Raw genomic sequence first — 16,343 nt, forward strand, 5'->3', positions numbered from 1 at the left:
GCGTAAGGAGAGTTCTATGCCCTGCGTCACACCGTCCGCAAGGGCTCTGGGCGGGCTTCTTCGACATACTTCGGGTTCCGGCGCGTCGTGCACAGCCAGGCCCGCACCGTCCCCAGGTGTCAGCAGTTCTCCACAGGTTCGTGCACAGCTTCATCCACACCGCCGTCGCCGTCGAGGACGCGGGCGAGCACCTGGTCGAGGGTCAGCCGCGCGCCCTCGGCGCGCAGCTCCTCGAACCGCTCGTCACCCAGGGCGCTGCGGAGCGCTGCCACCACCCGGTCGTGCTCGGGCACGTCGCCGGGGTGGCGCCGGGCGCCGAGGACGCGCAACGCCTCGTCGCCCGCGCCGACGAGCACGGCCCCCAGCTCGGGGCGGCCCAGCGCGTGCTCGGGCCCGGCGAGCTGGGAGACGGTCCACGCCGCCATCAGCCGCCGGCCCTGCGACCAGCAGATGCGCAGTGCCTGGTGGGTGAGCCGCCGGGCCTCCTCGTGGTCGCCCCGGTGGTCGGCCAGGTAGCTGAGGTTGGACAGGAACACGCTGACGTACATCTCGTCGCCCAGGTCGCCGGAGATCTGCAGGCCCTCCTCGTAGGCCTCGCGGGCCTCCTCGTCGCGCCCGGCGACCCGCGTCAGCTCGCCGCGGATGTTGAGCACCTGTGCGACCAGCGCGGGGCTGCCGACGCCACGCCCCAGCGCGAGCGCCTCGTCGTTGGTCCGCATGGCGAGCCCGGTCTGCTCGACATCGCCGATGTACGTCGCCGAGGTGACCGCGAGCCCGTACGCCACGAGACGGGTCGCCCCCAGCTCGCGGAACAGGACGGTCGCGCGCTCCCAGTGGGTCCGGGCCTCGGGCCGGCTGGAGGGGAACGCCATGAATCCGGCCGCCAGGTGGATCCGGGCCGAGATGTAGGGGTCGAGCCGGCCCTCCACGGCGAGCATCTCGTCGATCCACCGCAGTCCCTCGGCATGGTTGCCCTCGAGGAACCAGTAGGCGCCCAGCGCGGCAGTGATGCGCGCGGTCAGCGGCAGGTCGCCGGTGCGCGCGGCCCACGTGTGCGCCGCCCGCACCTCCTGCAGCATCTCGCTGATGTCGTCCAGCCAGCGGTAGGTCGCGTCGGTCCACCGGCGCTCGTAGAGGTCGTCGAGCCAGGACGAGAAGTACGCCGCGTGGGCGGCCCGGGCGGCCTCGCGGTCCCCGTCGACCAGCCGGGCGGCGTGGTCGCGCACGAGCGCGAGCATCCCGAAGCGCGGCTCGTTGCGGTTGCCGGTCGTCCGCCGCACCAGGCTGTGGTCCACCAGGACGCTGAGCGGGTCGACCACGTCGCCGTCGGCCCACACCGCCTCCACCGCCTCCAGCGGCACGGCGCCGTGGAACACCGTGAACAGGCCGAACAGGTGCTGCTCCGCCGGACCGAGCAGCTGCAGGCTCCAGTCGATCGTCGCCGGGATGGTCTGCTGCCGGTCGGGCAGGTCGCGCCCCGCGCCGGCCGCCGATCCCAGTCGGCTGGTCAGCCGCTCGCGCAGCAGCGACGGGGAGAGCGTGCGCAGGTGTCCCCCGGCGATCTCGATCGCGAGCGGGAGGCCGTCCACCGCGCGGCAGATCGCGACGACGTCCGCGGTGTGGCGAGCGAGCTCGAAGTGCGGGTCGACCGCGGTGGCGACCTGGTCGAAGAGGGCGACAGCGTCCGCGAGGCCGCCGGTTCCGTCGCTGCTCTCGACCGCGAGGGGGTGCACCTCGTGGACGTGCTCGCCGGCGACGCGCAGCCGCGCCCGGCTGGTCACCAGCACCCTCAGGTCGGTGGACCACTGCAGCATCTCCGCCACGAGGTCGGCGGCCTCGACCACGTGCTCGAAGTTGTCGAGGACCAGCAGCAGGTCCTGGCGCTGGAGCGCCTCCTCGAGCATCTGCACGACGTTCGAGTTGTCGCCGGAGCGGATGCCGAGCTCGCTCACGGTGAGCTCGGCGACGAGTCCGGCGTCGGCGACCTTCGTGAGGTCGACGTAGCAGGTCCGTCGCGAGGTGGCCTGGCCCCAGGCGTGTGCCACCTCGGCCGCCAGCCGGGTCTTGCCGACGCCTCCGATGCCGAGCAGCGTCACCAGCCGGTGCCCCTCGAGCAGGGAGAGGACCGCGGCCACGTCGGCGTCGCGGCCCACCGTGGCGGTCGCCGGCCTCGGCACCCGGCTCGCGCTCGCACCCGGCGCCGCGGACGGCGGCTCGACCGGCGGCATCGCCTGCGCTCGTGCATGCAGCGCACGGGCGGCAGGGCCGGGTTCGGCGCCGAGCTCGCCGCGCCAGGTCCGGGCCATCGCCTCGAGCTGCCGCAGCGCCTGGCTGCGGCGGCCGCCGTCCACGTGCTGCTGGACCAGCCGGAGGTGCGCCTCCTCGTCGAGCGGCTCCGCGGCCACCAGGTCGGCCCAGCGCCCGGCCGAGCGGAGCAGCTCCAGGTAGGAGACGCGGAGGCGCTCGCGCTCGGCGTCGGCCCACGGCTCGTAGAGGTCCTCGGGCAGCAGGTCGCCGCCGTAGAGGTCGATCGCCTCCCCCACCGACGCCGGGTCGCCCGCCGCACGGTCGAAGCGCTCGACGTCGACCGCCACCTCCGCGTCGGGGAGCAGTCGGACCACGTCGCCGGCCAGGACCACCGCGGACGGGACCCCGACGGCCGCCCGCGCGTAGTGGGCGGCCTTGTGCAGCCTGGGCGCCGCCTGCTCCAGGAGCAGGTCGGGCCAGAGGAGGTCCACCAGCTGCTCACGGGGCAGCTGCCGGCCGGGCCTGAGCGCGAGCACCTTCACCAGGGTGGCGGCGCTGCGGCGGGCCCAGGCGTGCGCGGCGACGGCGCGGCCGTCGACGACGACCGCGAACCCTCCGAGGAGACTGATGTCGACGTGCACCGCACCCTCCCAGCCGCGAGCGATGCGACTCTACGCCGGTCCGGGTGCCCGGATCGACGCCATTTCGCGGGGCCGTCCGGCCGGACGGCGCTCAGCCGGCGACGTCGGCCCGGTCGAGCTGCTCGAGGTGCTCGACCTCGTCGCCCATCGCCGCGCTGAACCGGCGGAGCAGCGACCGGACGCCGGGAGCGTCCCAGTCGTACGCCGCCACGCGCTCGGTCACCGCCAGGAGCTCGCGCGAGAGCCGGTCGCGGGTCTCCTCGTAGCGCGCCAGCGCCGCGTGCTCAGGGACGGTGCCGGCGTGGGAGTCGAGCACCTGCCCGGCGAGCAGCTCGGCGTCCCGCAGCGCGTCGGTGATCCCGTGGGAGGTGATCGGGTCCTTGAAGCAGCCCGCGTCCCCCACGAGCGCCCACCCGCGCCCGGACGACTCGCGAACGTAGCCGGGCAGGCCGGCCCAGCCACGGACGGGGGTGACCGGCCGCAGCCCACGCGCCCGCTCCGCGGCGGCAGGCCCCGCCGCGACGAGCAGCTCGGCGAAGGCCCGCTCGACGCCGAGGCGGCGCAGGCGACGCATCCGCGCCGGGGTGGTGCCCACGAAGACGCACGAGGCGCCGTCGTTGGTCGGGATCACACCCGACCCGGCGCCGTCGCCGTAGGTCCACTCGAAGCCGTCGCCCAGGGGGTCCTCGACGTAGCGGTAGAGCACCGCGCTCGACGTGCGTCCCTGCCACGTGCTCCTCGCGCCGACCTGCTCGGCGACCCTGGACCGGATCCCGTCGGCACCGATGGTGAGCCCGGCCGCGAGCTCGACACGGCCCCCGCTCCGGGTACGGCCGACGACGCCGGCCACACGTCCCGAGCCGTCGCGGCGGAGGGACGTCACCGTCGTCTCGTGCAGCACCCGCGCGCCGGCCTCCTCGGCGGCCTCGACGAGGAGCCGGTCGAGCAGGTGCCGGCGAGGTGCGTACAGCGCGTCCACCCCGGACCGGGGTCGGATGGCGACATCGGCGACCTCCCCGTCCGCGTAGCGGAAGAGGGTGCGCCGGACGGCCGGTGTCCCGGCCGCCACGACGTCGGCCAGCACGCCCCAGCGGGACAGCTGCAGGACTCCGCCTCGCATGAGCGCGTGCGTGGAGAGGGTGTCGCTCCCGCGCCGACCCCGGTCGACCAGGGCGACCGACAGGCCGGCCCGGGCCAGGAGCAGCGCCGTGGAGGCGCCGGCGACCCGGCCGCCCACCACGACGACGTCGACGGTGCTCATGCTGCCGGCTCCCGTCGTCCGGTGCCGTAGCCAGCGCTCGCCGTCGTCCGTGCCCCGCTCGCGGCGAGCAGGTGGGCGACCACCGACCCGGCGTCGTGGCGTGCCCCGTCGATCTGGCCGGAGTCGCGCCGGTGCTGGAAGCGCTGCCCCACGACGTACACGCCCTCGGCCGGGGTCACGCCCCGGTGCTGGCGGACGGTCCCGTCGGGTCCGGTGATCGGCAGTCGCAGCCACGGGTGGTGGGGGCGGTAGCCGGAGGCCACCAGCACGGTGCCGATGCCCTCGGCACGCAGGTCGACCCGGCGCCGCGGGGTCCCGATCGCCACGGGACGGGGCCGCGGGCTGTCCCACAGCTGGCCGGCCAGGCCGATGCGCTCGACGAAGTGGTCGAGGCTGTCGAGGAGCTGGTGCAGGTTCGCGTCCGCGGCGCCGACGGTGGCGGCGAGGTCGTCGCGGAAGTGAGCCGTACGGCCGTCGACCGTGTCGAGCCGGCCGACGAGGCGGACGCCCTGCTCCTGGAGGCGGCCGAGGTCGAGGTCCTCGGTGGCCCGCTCGGGGTCGTCACGGCCCACGAGCTGCAGCGAGGTCTCCCCGCGCGCGGCCACCGGGTCGGCCACCTCGTCGATGGTCCGGGCCAGGCGTCCGGTGTTCTCGAGCCACCAGAAGATGTCGAGGCCGCGGTGCCGCCGGGGCATCCGGGTGTGCCGCCCGACCGCGAGGGTCACCTCGCGACCGGCCCGGTTGAGCTCGTCTGCGATCTGCATGCCGGACGCCGACGCGCCCACGACGAGGACGCCGCCCGTCCCGAGGCGGCCGGGGTTGCGGTAGCTGTTCGAGGTCACCAGGTCGACGCCCGAGGTGTCGAGGCCGGCCAGCCCGGCCGGCACGTGCGGTGTCCCGTGCGGGCCGGTCGCGATGACGACGTGGCGCGCGTGCCAGGTGCCGCGGCTGGTGACGACACGGTAGCGACGTGCCGGGCGGTCGCCGGGTGCGGCGGCCACTTCGTGCACGGTGGCTCCGTCGACGACGGGGGCGCCGAACGAGGCGGCGTACGCCTCGAGGTAGCCGACGAAGGAGCCGACGCTGAGGTAGCCGTCCGGATGGGGCCCGCGGTAGCTCCACCCGGGGAGCCGGGTCATCCAGCTCGGGGTGAGCAGGTGCAGGGAGTCCCAGCGCTCGGTGCGCCAGCGGTGGCCGATCCGGCCTCGGTCGAGCACGACGTGCTCGCGTCCGGCGTCCGTGAGCAGCTTGCTCACCGCAAGGCCGGCATGGCCGGCCCCGACGACGACGGTGTCGATGGTGGTCATCCAAGGTTCCCTTCAGGTTCTTCGTGCGAACGACCGGCCGGTGGTCCGGCCGGCCGCCCGCACGAGGTGTCTCTTCAGCTGGTGACGACGTCGATGTGGACGGGCGTCGGGTTGGTGAGCGCGTCGTAGACGGCCGAGCGACGGCGGGACTGGTCGACGATGTCGCGCAGGGTGGCCTCGTCGGCGTCGCCCTCGATGCGGAACGTGACCTTGACCTGCTCGTAGCCGTTGCGGACGGCGCCGCCCGAGAGCCCGAGGATCCCGAGCAGGTCGATGTCGCCCGTGACGGACGACGACACGTGCGTGAGCCGGACCCCGCGGGCCGCCGCGATGTTGGCGATGCCGGAGGTCAGGCAGGCGGCGATGGCGTGCAGCAGGTACTCGACCGGCGTGGGGGCGACGTCCGTGCCGACGAGCACGGCCGGGTGGTCGGACTCGACCACGGTGTCCTGCGCGTGCCGCATCTCCTGCATGGCGCCGTGGAAGTCGGCGAACGTCGAGCGGCTGTGGGTCCCGGACACCCAGGTGTTGGTGGCCCGGAACTGGAACTTCGCGATCTCGTTCGTCTGCCTCACGGCGTCACGCGTGCCGAAGAGCGTCGGGACGTCGACTCCGTTGAGGGGCGCCTTCTCGGTGGTGGTGCTCATGCGATCTTCTCCTGCGTCGGTGCCGGTGACCCGGCATGTGGGGCGGGTGGTGGCACCGAGGTTGGTCGACGGACCTTCCCCCCGCCTTCCGGATTCCTTCCCCGGCCGGCACGGGCTGCGGAAGGCCGGCGGAAGGGCATCGGGTCAATGTCGGACCACCCAGTCCGACACCGACCAAGGAGCCGCTCATGCACCCCACGCTCACCACCGTCCTCGCCACCTCACGCGAGCGGGAGCTGCGCACCGTCGTACGCCGCCCCGACCGCTTGATGGCACGCGTGCTCGAGCTCGAGGCGGACCCGCCGACGAGCCGGCGCGCGCCCCGATTCCTCCACGCCATCCGTTCCTGAAGGAGATCCCCATGACCTGCAGCACCACCATGGCCGCCCCCCGCACCGCTGCGCCCACCACCGGCGCAGCGGGCGGGCGGCCGGTCCACGCCGTTCCCGTCCCCGTTCCCGTCCACGTGCACGTCCACGTCCGGCTCCGTGACGGCGGGTCCGTCCTGCTCCGCCCGCTCGTCGGAGGCGAGGTCGCCGTCCTGGAGACGGTGTTCGAGGGGCTGTCGACGCGGTCGCGCAGACAGCGGTTCCTCGTCCCGATGCCGCGGCTCCCGAGCGGGCACCGACGCGCCCTGGCCGACGTCGACGGCCACCGGCACGTCGCCTGGGTCGCGCTCGTCGACGGGGTGCCCGTGGGCATCTGCCGCTACCTGACGACCGCCCCCGACGCCGGGGAGCTGGCCTTCGAGGTGGTCGACGCGCACCAGGGCCGGGGCATCGCCTCCGCACTGGTCGACGCCGTCACGACGGTCGCCCGCGCCCGCGGCATCACGTGGATGGAGGCGACCGTCGAGCCCGGCAACCTCGCGTCGGAGGCGGTCCTGGCCCGGGTCGGCATCGAGCTGTTCCTCTCCGACGGCCTGCTCGAGGGCCGCGGGGAGCTCCGCCCGGCCCCGTCGACGACGCTGGTCAACCCGCACGCCGTGCTGGCCCTCGCAGGTCAGGGGGCGAGCAGCTCCTCGACGGCAGCGGCGACCTCGAGCAGCTGACGGTCGGCGCCGTGCCGGGCGACCAGCTGGACGCCGACGGGCAGACCGTCAGCGGTGCGGCCCGCGGGGACGGAGATCGCCGGGCAGCCGGTGACGGTGATGAAGTAGGCCGAGCGCATCCAGGCCAGGTAGTCGGGCATCTGCTGCCCGTTGATCGTCTCGGGGAACTCCTGCTCGACCGGGAACGGCGGCACCTGGGAGGTCGGCAGCAGCAGCACGTCGTGGTCACCGAAGAAGAGCCGCATCGTCTCCGACAGCGAGGTGCGCTGGGTGTAGGCGCGGGCCACGTCGGCACCGGTCAGCGGCTCCCCGGCGCGGATGTTGGCCTCCAGCGACGCCTTGAACGAGGTGGGGTGCTCGGCGAGCAGCCCCCCGAGCTTGGCCTGGAAGTGCCAGGCGCGCAGCGTCCGGAAGGTGTCGTCGGCGAGGGACAGGTCGGGGTGCGCCTCGGCCACCGCCGCTCCCGCGTCCGAGAGCCGCGCCGCGGTGGCGCGTACGACGTCCGCGACCTCGTGGTCCACCACGAGCGAGCCGCCGAGGTCCACCGAGCACGCCACCCGCAGCCCGGCGAGGCGCGCGGGCGTGAGCGGCGGGGCGAACGACGCGCCGGGGTCGCCCAGCGCGAGCGGCGCCCGGGGATCGGGACCGGCGAGCACCGACAGCAGCAGGGCGAGGTCGCCGACGTTGCGGGCCATCGGGCCGCCGACGGACGTGCTCTCCCACTGGTTGTAGAGCGGCCACTCCGGCACGCGGCCGAGCGAGGGCCGCATGCCGACGACGCCGCAGAACGACGCCGGGTTGCGCAGCGAGCCGCCCATGTCGGAGCCGTCGGCCAGCGGCACCATCCCGGACGCGAGCGCGCACGCCGCTCCCCCGCTCGAGCCGCCCGCGGAACGCGACGGGTCGACCGGGTTGCGGGTGACGCCGAAGACGGTGTTGAAGGTGTGCGACCCGGCCGCGAACTCCGGCACGTTGGTCTTGCCGACGAACACCGCGCCCGCGCCGCGGATCCGCTCGACGAGGAGGTCGTCGTGGTCGGCCACGGAGTCGGCGAAGATCGGCGAGCCGTACGTCGTGCGCCATCCCTTCAGCGCATGGGTGTCCTTCACCGCGAAGGGCAGCCCGTGCAGCGGACCCACCTCCTCGCCCGACGCCTGCGCCTGGTCCGCGACGGCCGCCCGGGCGCGGGCGCGCTCGGCGTCGAGGGAGACGATCGCGTTGAGCTCGGGGTTGCGCTCCTCGATCCGGTCGAGGTGCAGCTCGAGGAGCTCGGTCGCCGAGATCTCCCCGGACCGTACGGCGGCGGCCTGGGCGCGGGCGGTGGAGTCGACCGTCAGACCGGTCACCGGCGACGTCCCAGGAGCACGCCGAGCGCGACGAGCCCCGCGCCGACGGCCACGCCGAGGAGGAAGTCCTGCTGGGAGCCGGCCGCCGCGAGGGAGGACGGCCTGGCGGGAGCGGTGAAGACCTGGCCACCGCTGGTCGGTGCGTCACCGCCGCTGGTCGAGGAAGGCGCGCTCGCGCCGGTCACGAGACCCGGCTCAGCGGCCGGTCCGCCCGCGATCGCCTTCTCGACGTTGCCGAAGAACTCGGCGGCCATCCGTCGCGACACCGAGGTGAGCATGCGCTGGCCGACGCCGCCGACCATGCCGCCGACGACCGCGTCGGCGTCGTAGGAGAGCGTCGTGGTGCCGTCGGGATTGCCCTCGAAGCGGACGGCCACGTCGGCGCCCACGGTGCCCGGGGCGCCGGCACCCTGGAGGTTCATCTTCAGCGACTCGTGCGGCGTCAGGTCGCTGAGCCTGCAGGTGCCGGCGTAGGTGCCGCGGATGCTCGCGACCCCGGCGGTGACGGTCATGTCGTAGGTGTTGTCCGCGGTCTCCTCGAGCCGCTCGCAGCCGGGGATGGTGCGGACCAGCACGGCGGGGTCGAGCAGCGCGTCCCAGACCTGCTCCACGGGCGCGACCAGGGTGGCCTCTCCGGTGATCTTCATGCGGACTCCTCGGTCAGGGGGTGGGGTTCGTCGGCGTGCGCGAGGCGCAGCTCGAAGAGCTCGGACGGCGAGATGGGCATCGACATGATCGGGAAGCCCTCGGCGTCCTCGATGGCCGCGGCGAAGACAGCGGCCGACGGGATCACGCCGGCCTCGCCGGCGCCCTTGATGCCGAGCGGGTTCAGCGGCGACGGCGTCTCGAGGTGGTCGATGTCGATGGTCGCCGGGACCTCGGTGACGTAGGGCATCAGGAAGTCCATGAACGACGCGTTCAGCAGCTGTCCCGACTGGTCGTACGCCATCCGCTCGTAGAGGGCGCCGCCCACGCCCTGCGCGACACCGCCGTGGATCTGGCCCTCGACGATCATCGGGTTGATGAGGTTGCCGCAGTCGTGCACGACGGCGTACTTGAGGATGGTGATCTCCGCGGTGTCCGGGTCGGTCTCCACGATCACGGCGTGCATGCCGTTGGCGAAGGTCGAGCGCGGCGGGGAGTAGAAGTCCTTGCCCTCGAGGCCCGGCTCGTCGTCCTCGGCCACCGGCGGCTTGCCGGGGTCGCCGACGGAGAACTGGGTGGCGGCCTTGGACGCCTCGTCGAAGGCGTAGCGAAGCGGGTTGGACAGGACCGCCACGGTGCCGAGGTCGATGGAGGCGTCGGTGCCGCGCACCGTCACGACCCCGTCGGCGATCTCGAGGTCGTCCTCGGACGCCTCCAGCGCCTCCGCCGCGATCCGCAGCGCCTTCTCCTTCGCGCGCAGGGCGGCGAGGTGGATGGCCGACCCGCTCATCACGGCCGCCCGCGAGGCGAACGTGCCCACCGCGTAGGGCATCTTGCGGGTGTCGCCGGTCGTGATCTCGACGTCCTCGAACCGCACCCCGAGTGTGTCGGCGACGATCTGGGCGAACGCCGTCTGGTGGCCCTGGCCCTGCGTGGTGAGGCCGGTCGCGACCTTGACCTTGCCGGAGGTCTCGACGTGCACGTGGGCTCCCTCGTAGGGGCCGACGCCGGTGCCCTCGACGTAGCACGCCAGGCCGATGCCGACCTTGCGGCCCTGGGCGGCCATCTCGGCACGGAAGTCCTCGAACTCGTCCCAGCCGACGAGCTCCTTGAGCCTCTCGAGGGAGGCCGGGTAGTCCCCGGAGTCGTAGGTCAGCTCGCGGCCGTCCTGGAAGACCAGGCCGTGCTCGTAGGGGAACTCGTCAGGCTGGATGAAGTTCGTCGCGCGCACCTCGGTGCGGTCCTTGCCGAGGTAGGCCGCGATCGCGTCCATCGTGCGCTCCATGACGAAGCAGCCCTGGGGCCGTCCGGCGCCGCGGTAGGGCGTCACGATGACGGTGTTGGTGTAGAGCGACTCGAAGACCACGCGGTAGTTGGCCGGCTTGTAGGGGCCGAGCAGCTGGGTGGAGGTGATGATCGGGACGATGAGCCCGTACGGCGTGTACGCGCCGTGGTCGTGCCAGAACTCCACGTTCAGCCCGATCAGCCGACCGTCGTCGTCGAAGCCGACCTCGACGTGGTGCTGCTGGGCGCGCTCGTGCGCCGAGGAGATGAAGTGCTCGCGCCGGTCCTCGGTGAACTTCACCGGGCGCCCGAGCGTCATGGCCGCCAGCGGGACGAGGAGCTCCTCGGGCCACGGGTGGTTGATCTTCACGCCGAAGCCGCCGCCGACGTCGGGGGTGACCACGTCGACCTTGGCGAGGTCGAGGCCGAGCTTCGCAGCCACACAGCCCCGCACGCCGGTCGAGGTCTGGGTCGAGGACCACACCGTCAGGCGTGAGGTGTCGGGGTCCCACCGGGCCACCGTGCCGCGCCCCTCCATCGGCGTGCACGCGGAGCGCTCGACGTCGAGGTCCAGGGTCAGCGTGTGGGGCGCCGTGGCGATGGCCGCACGGGCGTCGCCGTTCTCCTGCTCCATGCGGGCGCCCACGTTGTCGGGCACGTCGTCGTGCACGGCCGTCGCCGCCGCCCGGGCAGCGGCGATGCCGACGACGGGCTGGAGGAACTCGTAGTCGACGCGGATCCGGGACACGGCGTCCTCCGCGACGTAGCGGTCGACGGCGACGACGAAGGCGATCGCCTCGCCGACGTAGTTGACCTCGTCCTTGGCCAGCGCGTACTGGGTGCGGCCGTGGGTCAGCGTCGGGTGCGGGATGAGCAGCGGGAGCGGCTCGGCCATCGGACCGGTGAGGTCGTCCCACGTCCACACGGCGACGACGCCCTCGAGGTCGAGCACGTCGGAGACGTCGATGTCGACGATCCGCGCGTGGGCGTGCGGCGAGCGCAGCACGGCGGAGTGCAGCAGCCGTGGGTCGTCGGTGAGGAGGTCGTCGACGTAGCGACCCTGGCCGCGCAGGAAGCGCTGGTCCTCGACGCGCGCCACCTTGGCGCCGAACATCTTCGTGGTCACTGCTCGCTCCCGTCGGTCCCTGAGGGAGCCCCGCGCCCGTCACCAGCGGCACGCTCGGCCACGATCTCGCTGGCGCGCAGCACCGACTTCACGATGTTCTGGTAGCCGGTGCAGCGGCAGAGGTTGCCGGCGATCATCTCGCGGGCCTCGTCCTCGGTCGGGTCGGGCGTCTCGCGCAGGCCGGCCGTGATGGTGGTGAGGAAGCCCGGCGTGCAGAAGCCGCACTGCAGGCCGTGGCAGTCGGAGAACGCCTGCTGCACCGGGCTCAACCGACCCTGGGCGGAACCGTCGTCCTCGGTCAGCCCCTCGACCGTGGTGATCTCGGCGTCGACGGCGGAGACCGCGAGCATCAGGCACGAGCGCATCGGCGTGCCGTCGACCAGCACCGTGCACGCGCCGCACACGCCGTGCTCGCATCCGACGTGGGTGCCGGTCAGCCCGCAGTCGTGACGCAGCGCGTCGGACAGCAGGCGCCGGGCCGGCACCTGCACCTCGTGGACGGATCCGTTGACGTGCAGGCGTACGTCGTGGAGCTGTTCGGTGGTCACGGGTGGATCGCCTCTCCTGCCCGCGAACGGGCGTGGTCGGTCGCGGCCGCCAGGACCCGCGGCGCCAGCACCTTCACCAGGTGGGTCCGGTAGGCGGCGGTGGCATGGATGTCCTCGGCGGGGTCGAGCTCGGCGAGGGCCGTGGCGGCTGGGTCGCCCGCCGGGTCCTGGACGGCGTCGGTGACGTCGACGACGACGGGGACGTCGCTCACCGACACGAAGCCCACCCGGGCGCGGGTGATGGCCTCGCCGTCCGTCTCGACGTGGGCGGCGACGCCGACGAGGGCGTAGTCGCCGTGGCGCCGGGCGATCTCCTGGAAGGCGACGCCGGCCCCGGGCGCGAGGCCCGGGAAGAACGCCTCGACCGCGATCTCGTCGTGGGCGAGGGTCGACTCGAGGGGGCCGGCGAACAGCTCCGCTGCCGGGACCGTACGACGACCGCGCACCGACGCGACGTCGACCGATCCCTCCAGCAGCCGCAGCACCATCGGCATCTCGGCCGCGGCGTCGGCGTGCACGATCGAGCCGACGGTGGTGCCGCGGTTGCGGATCGTCGGGTGCGCGACGTGGCTCAGCGCCATGCCCAGCAGCGGCTGGGCCTGCGCGGCCTCGGCCGAGGCGAGCACCTCGGCGTGCCGCGCAAGCGCCCCCACCCTGACCCCGTCCTCGGCCACGCGGACGTGGCCGAGGCCGGGGAGGGCGTTGATGTCGACGAGCATCGAGGGAGCGGCCAGCCGCATGGAGAGCAGCGGGACGAGCGACTGACCACCGGCCAGCACCTTCGCCCCCTGCTCCCCCGCGAGCGCCGCGAGGGCTTCCTCGAGGGTGGACGGTCGCAGGTAGGCGAAGGGTGCGGGCTTCATCGCTTGTGGGTGCCTCCGGAGGCCGCGTCGTCGACGCCCTCGTCGTAGTCGGGGTGGCTGAGGTTGCGGGTGACGGTGCCGGAGCCGTCGCTCCCGCGGCCCTTGACCATGTGGAAGAAGACGATGACCAGGATCGTGCCGAGGGCGATGCCGCCGAGCTCGAAGTCGTCGCCGAAGGTGAGCGTCACGCCACCGATGCCGGCGATGATGCCCGCGGAGAGGCCGACCATGTTGACCGGGTTGCCGAAGTCGATGTTGTTCTCGACCCAGATCTTCGCCCCCACCAGGCCGATCATCCCGTACAGGACAACCGTGATGCCGCCGAGGACGCCGCCGGGCGTCGCGTTGACGACCGCGCCGAACTTCGGGCAGAGGCCGAGCAGGATGGCGACCAGCGCAGCGACGTAGTAGGCAGCCGAGGAGTAGACCCGGGTCGCGCCCATGACGCCGATGTTCTCGGCGTACGTCGTGGTCGGGGAGCCACCGAACGCGCTGGAGAAGGCGGTCGCGATGCCATCGGCACCGATCGCGCGGCCCATGTAGGGGTCGAGGTCCTGGCCGGTCATCTCGGCGACGGCCTTGACGTGGCCGGTGTTCTCCGCGACGAGCGCGATGACGCCGGGCAGGACGAGCAGGATCGCGGTGAGCGAGAACGACGGGCCGTGGACGACCGAGACGCCGTCGGCGAGGGTGCCGCTCGGCAGGCCGATCCAGTTGGCGGCCTCGACGCCGGCCCACGAGACGCGGTCGTGCTCGGTCGCCTCGGTGGCGCCGCCGAGGACGGAGGTGATGGGACCGAGGACGAGGTCGGCGAGCCAGGACAGCACGTAGCCGAAGATCAGGGCGAGGAGGACCGCGATGCGCGACCAGAAGCCGGGGAGCACCACGGCCGCGAAGACCATGAAGGCCGCTGTCAGCAGCGCGATCCACTGGTCCTGGGGCCAGTAGATCCCGGCGACGACGGGAGCGAGGTTGAAGCCGATCAGCATGACGACCGCACCGGTGACCGCCGGCGGCAGGATGCGGTGGATGAGCTGGGCGCCGGCGAAGTGCACGAGCACGCCGACGGCGGCGAGGACGAGGCCGCCGACGAGGATCGCGCCGGTGACGTACGACGAGTCGTTGCCCTCGTCGAGCGCGCGGATCGCTGCCACCGACGCCACGAACGACGCGCTCGTGCCGAGGTAGCTGGGCACCCGGTTCTGCACGATCAGCAGGAACAGGATGGTGCAGAAGCCCGAGAACAGGATCGCGAGGTTGGGGTCGAGCCCCATCACCAGGGGGAAGACGAAGGTGGCGCCGAACATGGCGACCACGTGCTGGGCACCGAGACCGATCGTCTTGCCCCACGGCAGGCGCTGCATCGGCAGCACTGCTTGCCCCGGTGCGGGATCGACCACTTCCCACTTGAACATCGACATGTGCAGGCCTCCAGATTCGACGGGGTGGTTACCCGAGAAGCCACAAACTAGTGCGGTCCATCTCACACCCTCACTGGCGACATCTGCCGAAGGAACGCCGCAGTCGCTGACAAGTTCTCGGGCGGGTCGAGCCGCGCCGGTGACCTCACCACTTTCGGTCATGTCCGTGGGCGGTCCCGCCGCCGACGGCGTCCCGCGCCCTAGCGTCGCCGCCGCGTCCTCTCGGGCGCCCGGACGCACGATCCCCCAAGGAGATGAGATGAGAAGGATCCTGGCAACGACCGTCGTGGCCCTGGCGACCGTGGCAGCGACCGGCACGGCCGCGTCCGCCGGCGAGATCACGGGCAACGGCAACCCGACCCCGATCAACGGCTACAACGCGAACTCGATCTGTGCGTTCTCGGGCCTCGACGACATGGACTTCGAGGCACCGGTCCAGCCCGGTGTCGTGCAGAACTGGGGCAGCATCCCCCGGGAGATCCGGGACTTCCTCGCCACCATCGGCGAGCACCCCGGCACCGCGTGCAACGGCAGCAAGAACGGCACCAAGGGCTGAGCCGCTGCCACACTCGCGGGGTGACCGACCTCCGTCGGGCCGACGCCGCCGACGCGCCTGCGCTGCACCGCATCGCGTCGGCGGCGTACTCGCCCTACCTGCCGCGGATGGGCGGGCAACGCCCGGGCCCGTTGGACGCCGACTACGCCGCCGCCGTCGAGGAGTGCGAGACGTGGCTGGCGCTCCTGGACGGGTCCCCGGTCGGCTTCGTCGTGCTCGCCGGCGAGGGGTCGGACGTGCTGGTCCTCGAGAACGTCGCCGTCCTCCCCTCCCACCGCGGCCGCGGCATCGGCCGGGCCCTGCTCGAGCTGGCCGAGGCCCGCGCCGCCACCCGCGGCTGCACGCGCATCCGCCTCTTCACCCACGTGACGATGGTCGAGAACCAGGCGCTCTACGAGCGCATCGGCTACCTCCGGACCCACCACGCCACCGACGACGGCGTCACGCTGGTGTTCTACGAGAAGGTCCTCTGACCCTCCCACCCGCTGGTGGAGGCGGTCACCCAGCGACCGTCACCAGACGGTGACCCCACTCCCGTGAGATCTCGCCCGGGGGGGTGTGTGGCACCGGTCCAGACCTGTGGCATCTTCTTGCTCCCGTTCATCTCGCTGGAGACCAACGGCGAGTACCCACCCGTGCACGGAAGAGCGACAACGTGACCACCGCGTCCCTCGCCCCTGAACGTCCCACCAGCCCGCCCGGCACGTCCGAGGCCGTCCGACGGCTCGTCGAGGACCACCTCGACGTCGCGACCTCGATGGCGACCCGCTACCGCAACCGCGGCATCGAGCTCGAGGACCTCCAGCAGGTCGCGCTGCTGGGCCTCACCAAGGCCGCCCACCGCTTCGACCCCGACCTGGGCCACGACTTCCTGTCGTTCGCAGTCCCCACCATCCGGGGCGAGCTGCGGCGCCACTTCCGCGACCTCGGCTGGGTGGTTCGTCCGCCGCGCCGCGTGCAGGAGCTCCAGTCGCGGATCAGCGGGGCCCAGGCCCAGCTCGAGCAGGCGCTCGGCCGCTCACCGCGTCCCAGCGAGGTGGCGAGCCACCTCGAGGTCGATCTCGACGACGTGGTGGAGGCCCTGGCCGCCGACGGCTGCTTCACGCCCACCTCGTTGGACACGCCGCTCGACGACGTCGCCACGACGCTCGGCGACATGATCGGCGAGGAGGACACGACGGTCGAGGCCGTCGAGGCCAAGGTGGTGCTCGAGCCGCTGATCGCCGAGCTGCCCGCCCGCGAGCGTCGGATCCTCTTCCTGCGCTTCTACGAGGAGCGCAGCCAGCAGGACATCGCCGAGGCCGTCGGGCTCACGCAGGCGCAGGTCTCACGCATCCTCGCGCGCCTCATGACCCAGCTGCGGGCCGGCCTGGACGACTCCCGACCGGCAGCCTGAGCCC

At 73.0% G+C, this 16,343-nt stretch carries 15 protein-coding genes; 5 read left to right on the plus strand and 10 right to left on the minus strand.

Annotation, left to right across the window (positions count from 1 at the left end):
- Positions 1-119 precede the first annotated feature (119 nt).
- The 4 genes from ACFQW6_RS18085 to ACFQW6_RS18100 all read right to left on the minus strand — a co-directional run bounded on the left by ACFQW6_RS18085 (position 120) and on the right by ACFQW6_RS18100 (position 6,103).
- Positions 120-2,888: an ATP-binding protein gene (locus ACFQW6_RS18085; RefSeq protein ID WP_378548567.1), complete on the minus strand. Its 2,769-nt coding sequence runs from the start codon at positions 2,886-2,888 to the stop codon at positions 120-122.
- 91 nt (positions 2,889-2,979) lie between these two features.
- A complete protein-coding gene (locus ACFQW6_RS18090) occupies positions 2,980-4,149 on the minus strand; it encodes an NAD(P)/FAD-dependent oxidoreductase (RefSeq protein ID WP_378548570.1) in 1,170 nt (389 codons plus the stop codon).
- Entirely contained in the window at positions 4,146-5,456 is a 1,311-nt protein-coding gene (locus ACFQW6_RS18095; protein WP_378548573.1) for a flavin-containing monooxygenase, read from the minus strand. Before ACFQW6_RS18095 ends, ACFQW6_RS18090 begins: the two co-directional genes overlap by 4 nt.
- Positions 5,457-5,530: 74 nt before the next feature.
- On the minus strand, positions 5,531-6,103 hold the full coding sequence (locus ACFQW6_RS18100) for an OsmC family protein (protein ID WP_378548576.1): 573 nt from the start codon (positions 6,101-6,103) through the stop codon (positions 5,531-5,533).
- Positions 6,104-6,291: 188 nt separating this feature from the next.
- On the opposite strand from ACFQW6_RS18100, the gene ACFQW6_RS18105 reads away from it, so the two are divergent.
- Positions 6,292-6,453 carry a hypothetical protein gene (locus ACFQW6_RS18105; RefSeq protein WP_378548579.1) on the plus strand — a complete coding sequence of 54 codons (162 nt, stop codon included), beginning with the start codon at positions 6,292-6,294 and terminating at the stop codon, positions 6,451-6,453.
- 11 nt (positions 6,454-6,464) lie between these two features.
- Entirely contained in the window at positions 6,465-7,154 is a 690-nt protein-coding gene (locus ACFQW6_RS18110; protein WP_378548581.1) for a GNAT family N-acetyltransferase, read from the plus strand.
- Here ACFQW6_RS18110 and ACFQW6_RS18115 read toward each other — a convergent pair.
- The 6 genes from ACFQW6_RS18115 to ACFQW6_RS18140 are packed head-to-tail and all read right to left on the minus strand — an operon-like array spanning position 7,106 to position 14,387.
- Complete coding sequence (locus tag ACFQW6_RS18115; protein WP_378548583.1) at positions 7,106-8,500, minus strand: amidase; 1,395 nt, start codon at positions 8,498-8,500, stop codon at positions 7,106-7,108. The genes ACFQW6_RS18110 and ACFQW6_RS18115 overlap by 49 nt on opposite strands.
- Complete coding sequence (locus ACFQW6_RS18120) at positions 8,497-9,147, minus strand: carbon monoxide dehydrogenase subunit G (protein WP_378548585.1); 651 nt, start codon at positions 9,145-9,147, stop codon at positions 8,497-8,499. Before ACFQW6_RS18120 ends, ACFQW6_RS18115 begins: the two co-directional genes overlap by 4 nt.
- Complete coding sequence (cutA, locus tag ACFQW6_RS18125) at positions 9,144-11,555, minus strand: aerobic carbon-monoxide dehydrogenase large subunit (protein ID WP_378548588.1); 2,412 nt, start codon at positions 11,553-11,555, stop codon at positions 9,144-9,146. The genes ACFQW6_RS18120 and cutA overlap by 4 nt, the downstream gene beginning before the upstream one ends.
- Positions 11,552-12,103: a (2Fe-2S)-binding protein gene (locus ACFQW6_RS18130; RefSeq protein WP_378548591.1), complete on the minus strand. Its 552-nt coding sequence runs from the start codon at positions 12,101-12,103 to the stop codon at positions 11,552-11,554. The genes cutA and ACFQW6_RS18130 overlap by 4 nt, the downstream gene beginning before the upstream one ends.
- The gene (locus ACFQW6_RS18135) at positions 12,100-12,966 is read right to left on the minus strand and encodes an FAD binding domain-containing protein (protein WP_378548594.1); all 867 of its coding nucleotides are present in this window, start codon (positions 12,964-12,966) and stop codon (positions 12,100-12,102) included. The genes ACFQW6_RS18130 and ACFQW6_RS18135 overlap by 4 nt, the downstream gene beginning before the upstream one ends.
- Positions 12,963-14,387, minus strand: a complete 1,425-nt coding sequence (locus ACFQW6_RS18140; RefSeq protein ID WP_378548597.1) for a uracil-xanthine permease family protein — start codon at positions 14,385-14,387, stop codon at positions 12,963-12,965. Before ACFQW6_RS18140 ends, ACFQW6_RS18135 begins: the two co-directional genes overlap by 4 nt.
- A gap of 259 nt (positions 14,388-14,646) precedes the next feature.
- Here ACFQW6_RS18140 and ACFQW6_RS18145 point away from each other — a divergent pair, with 259 nt between their 5' ends.
- From ACFQW6_RS18145 to ACFQW6_RS18155, 3 genes are all read left to right on the plus strand, one after another.
- Positions 14,647-14,943 (plus strand): hypothetical protein, encoded by a 297-nt coding sequence (locus ACFQW6_RS18145; RefSeq protein ID WP_378548600.1) that lies wholly within the window; start codon positions 14,647-14,649, stop codon positions 14,941-14,943.
- Between the two features lie 20 nt (positions 14,944-14,963).
- The gene (locus ACFQW6_RS18150; protein ID WP_378548603.1) at positions 14,964-15,416 is read left to right on the plus strand and encodes a GNAT family N-acetyltransferase; all 453 of its coding nucleotides are present in this window, start codon (positions 14,964-14,966) and stop codon (positions 15,414-15,416) included.
- Positions 15,417-15,598: 182 nt separating this feature from the next.
- The gene (locus ACFQW6_RS18155) at positions 15,599-16,339 is read left to right on the plus strand and encodes a SigB/SigF/SigG family RNA polymerase sigma factor (RefSeq protein ID WP_378548606.1); all 741 of its coding nucleotides are present in this window, start codon (positions 15,599-15,601) and stop codon (positions 16,337-16,339) included.
- The last annotated feature ends 4 nt before the right edge of the window (positions 16,340-16,343 follow it).

The sequence above is a fragment of the Nocardioides sp. GCM10028917 genome (genome assembly GCF_042666175.1).
Lineage (GTDB): Bacteria > Actinomycetota > Actinomycetes > Propionibacteriales > Nocardioidaceae > Nocardioides.

Excerpts from the sequence above, each read along its gene's own strand:
- ACFQW6_RS18145 (WP_378548600.1), top strand. The coding sequence starts at position 14,647 with ATGAGAAGGATCCTGGCAACGACCGTCGTGGCCCTGGCGACCGTGGCA.
- ACFQW6_RS18135 (WP_378548594.1), bottom strand. The coding sequence starts at position 12,966 with ATGAAGCCCGCACCCTTCGCCTACCTGCGACCGTCCACCCTCGAGGAA.
- ACFQW6_RS18140 (WP_378548597.1), bottom strand. The coding sequence starts at position 14,387 with ATGTCGATGTTCAAGTGGGAAGTGGTCGATCCCGCACCGGGGCAAGCA.
- ACFQW6_RS18100 (WP_378548576.1), bottom strand. The coding sequence starts at position 6,103 with ATGAGCACCACCACCGAGAAGGCGCCCCTCAACGGAGTCGACGTCCCG.
- ACFQW6_RS18110 (WP_378548581.1), top strand. The coding sequence starts at position 6,465 with ATGACCTGCAGCACCACCATGGCCGCCCCCCGCACCGCTGCGCCCACC.
- ACFQW6_RS18105 (WP_378548579.1), top strand. The coding sequence starts at position 6,292 with ATGCACCCCACGCTCACCACCGTCCTCGCCACCTCACGCGAGCGGGAG.
- ACFQW6_RS18120 (WP_378548585.1), bottom strand. The coding sequence starts at position 9,147 with ATGAAGATCACCGGAGAGGCCACCCTGGTCGCGCCCGTGGAGCAGGTC.
- ACFQW6_RS18095 (WP_378548573.1), bottom strand. The coding sequence starts at position 5,456 with ATGACCACCATCGACACCGTCGTCGTCGGGGCCGGCCATGCCGGCCTT.
- ACFQW6_RS18090 (WP_378548570.1), bottom strand. The coding sequence starts at position 4,149 with ATGAGCACCGTCGACGTCGTCGTGGTGGGCGGCCGGGTCGCCGGCGCC.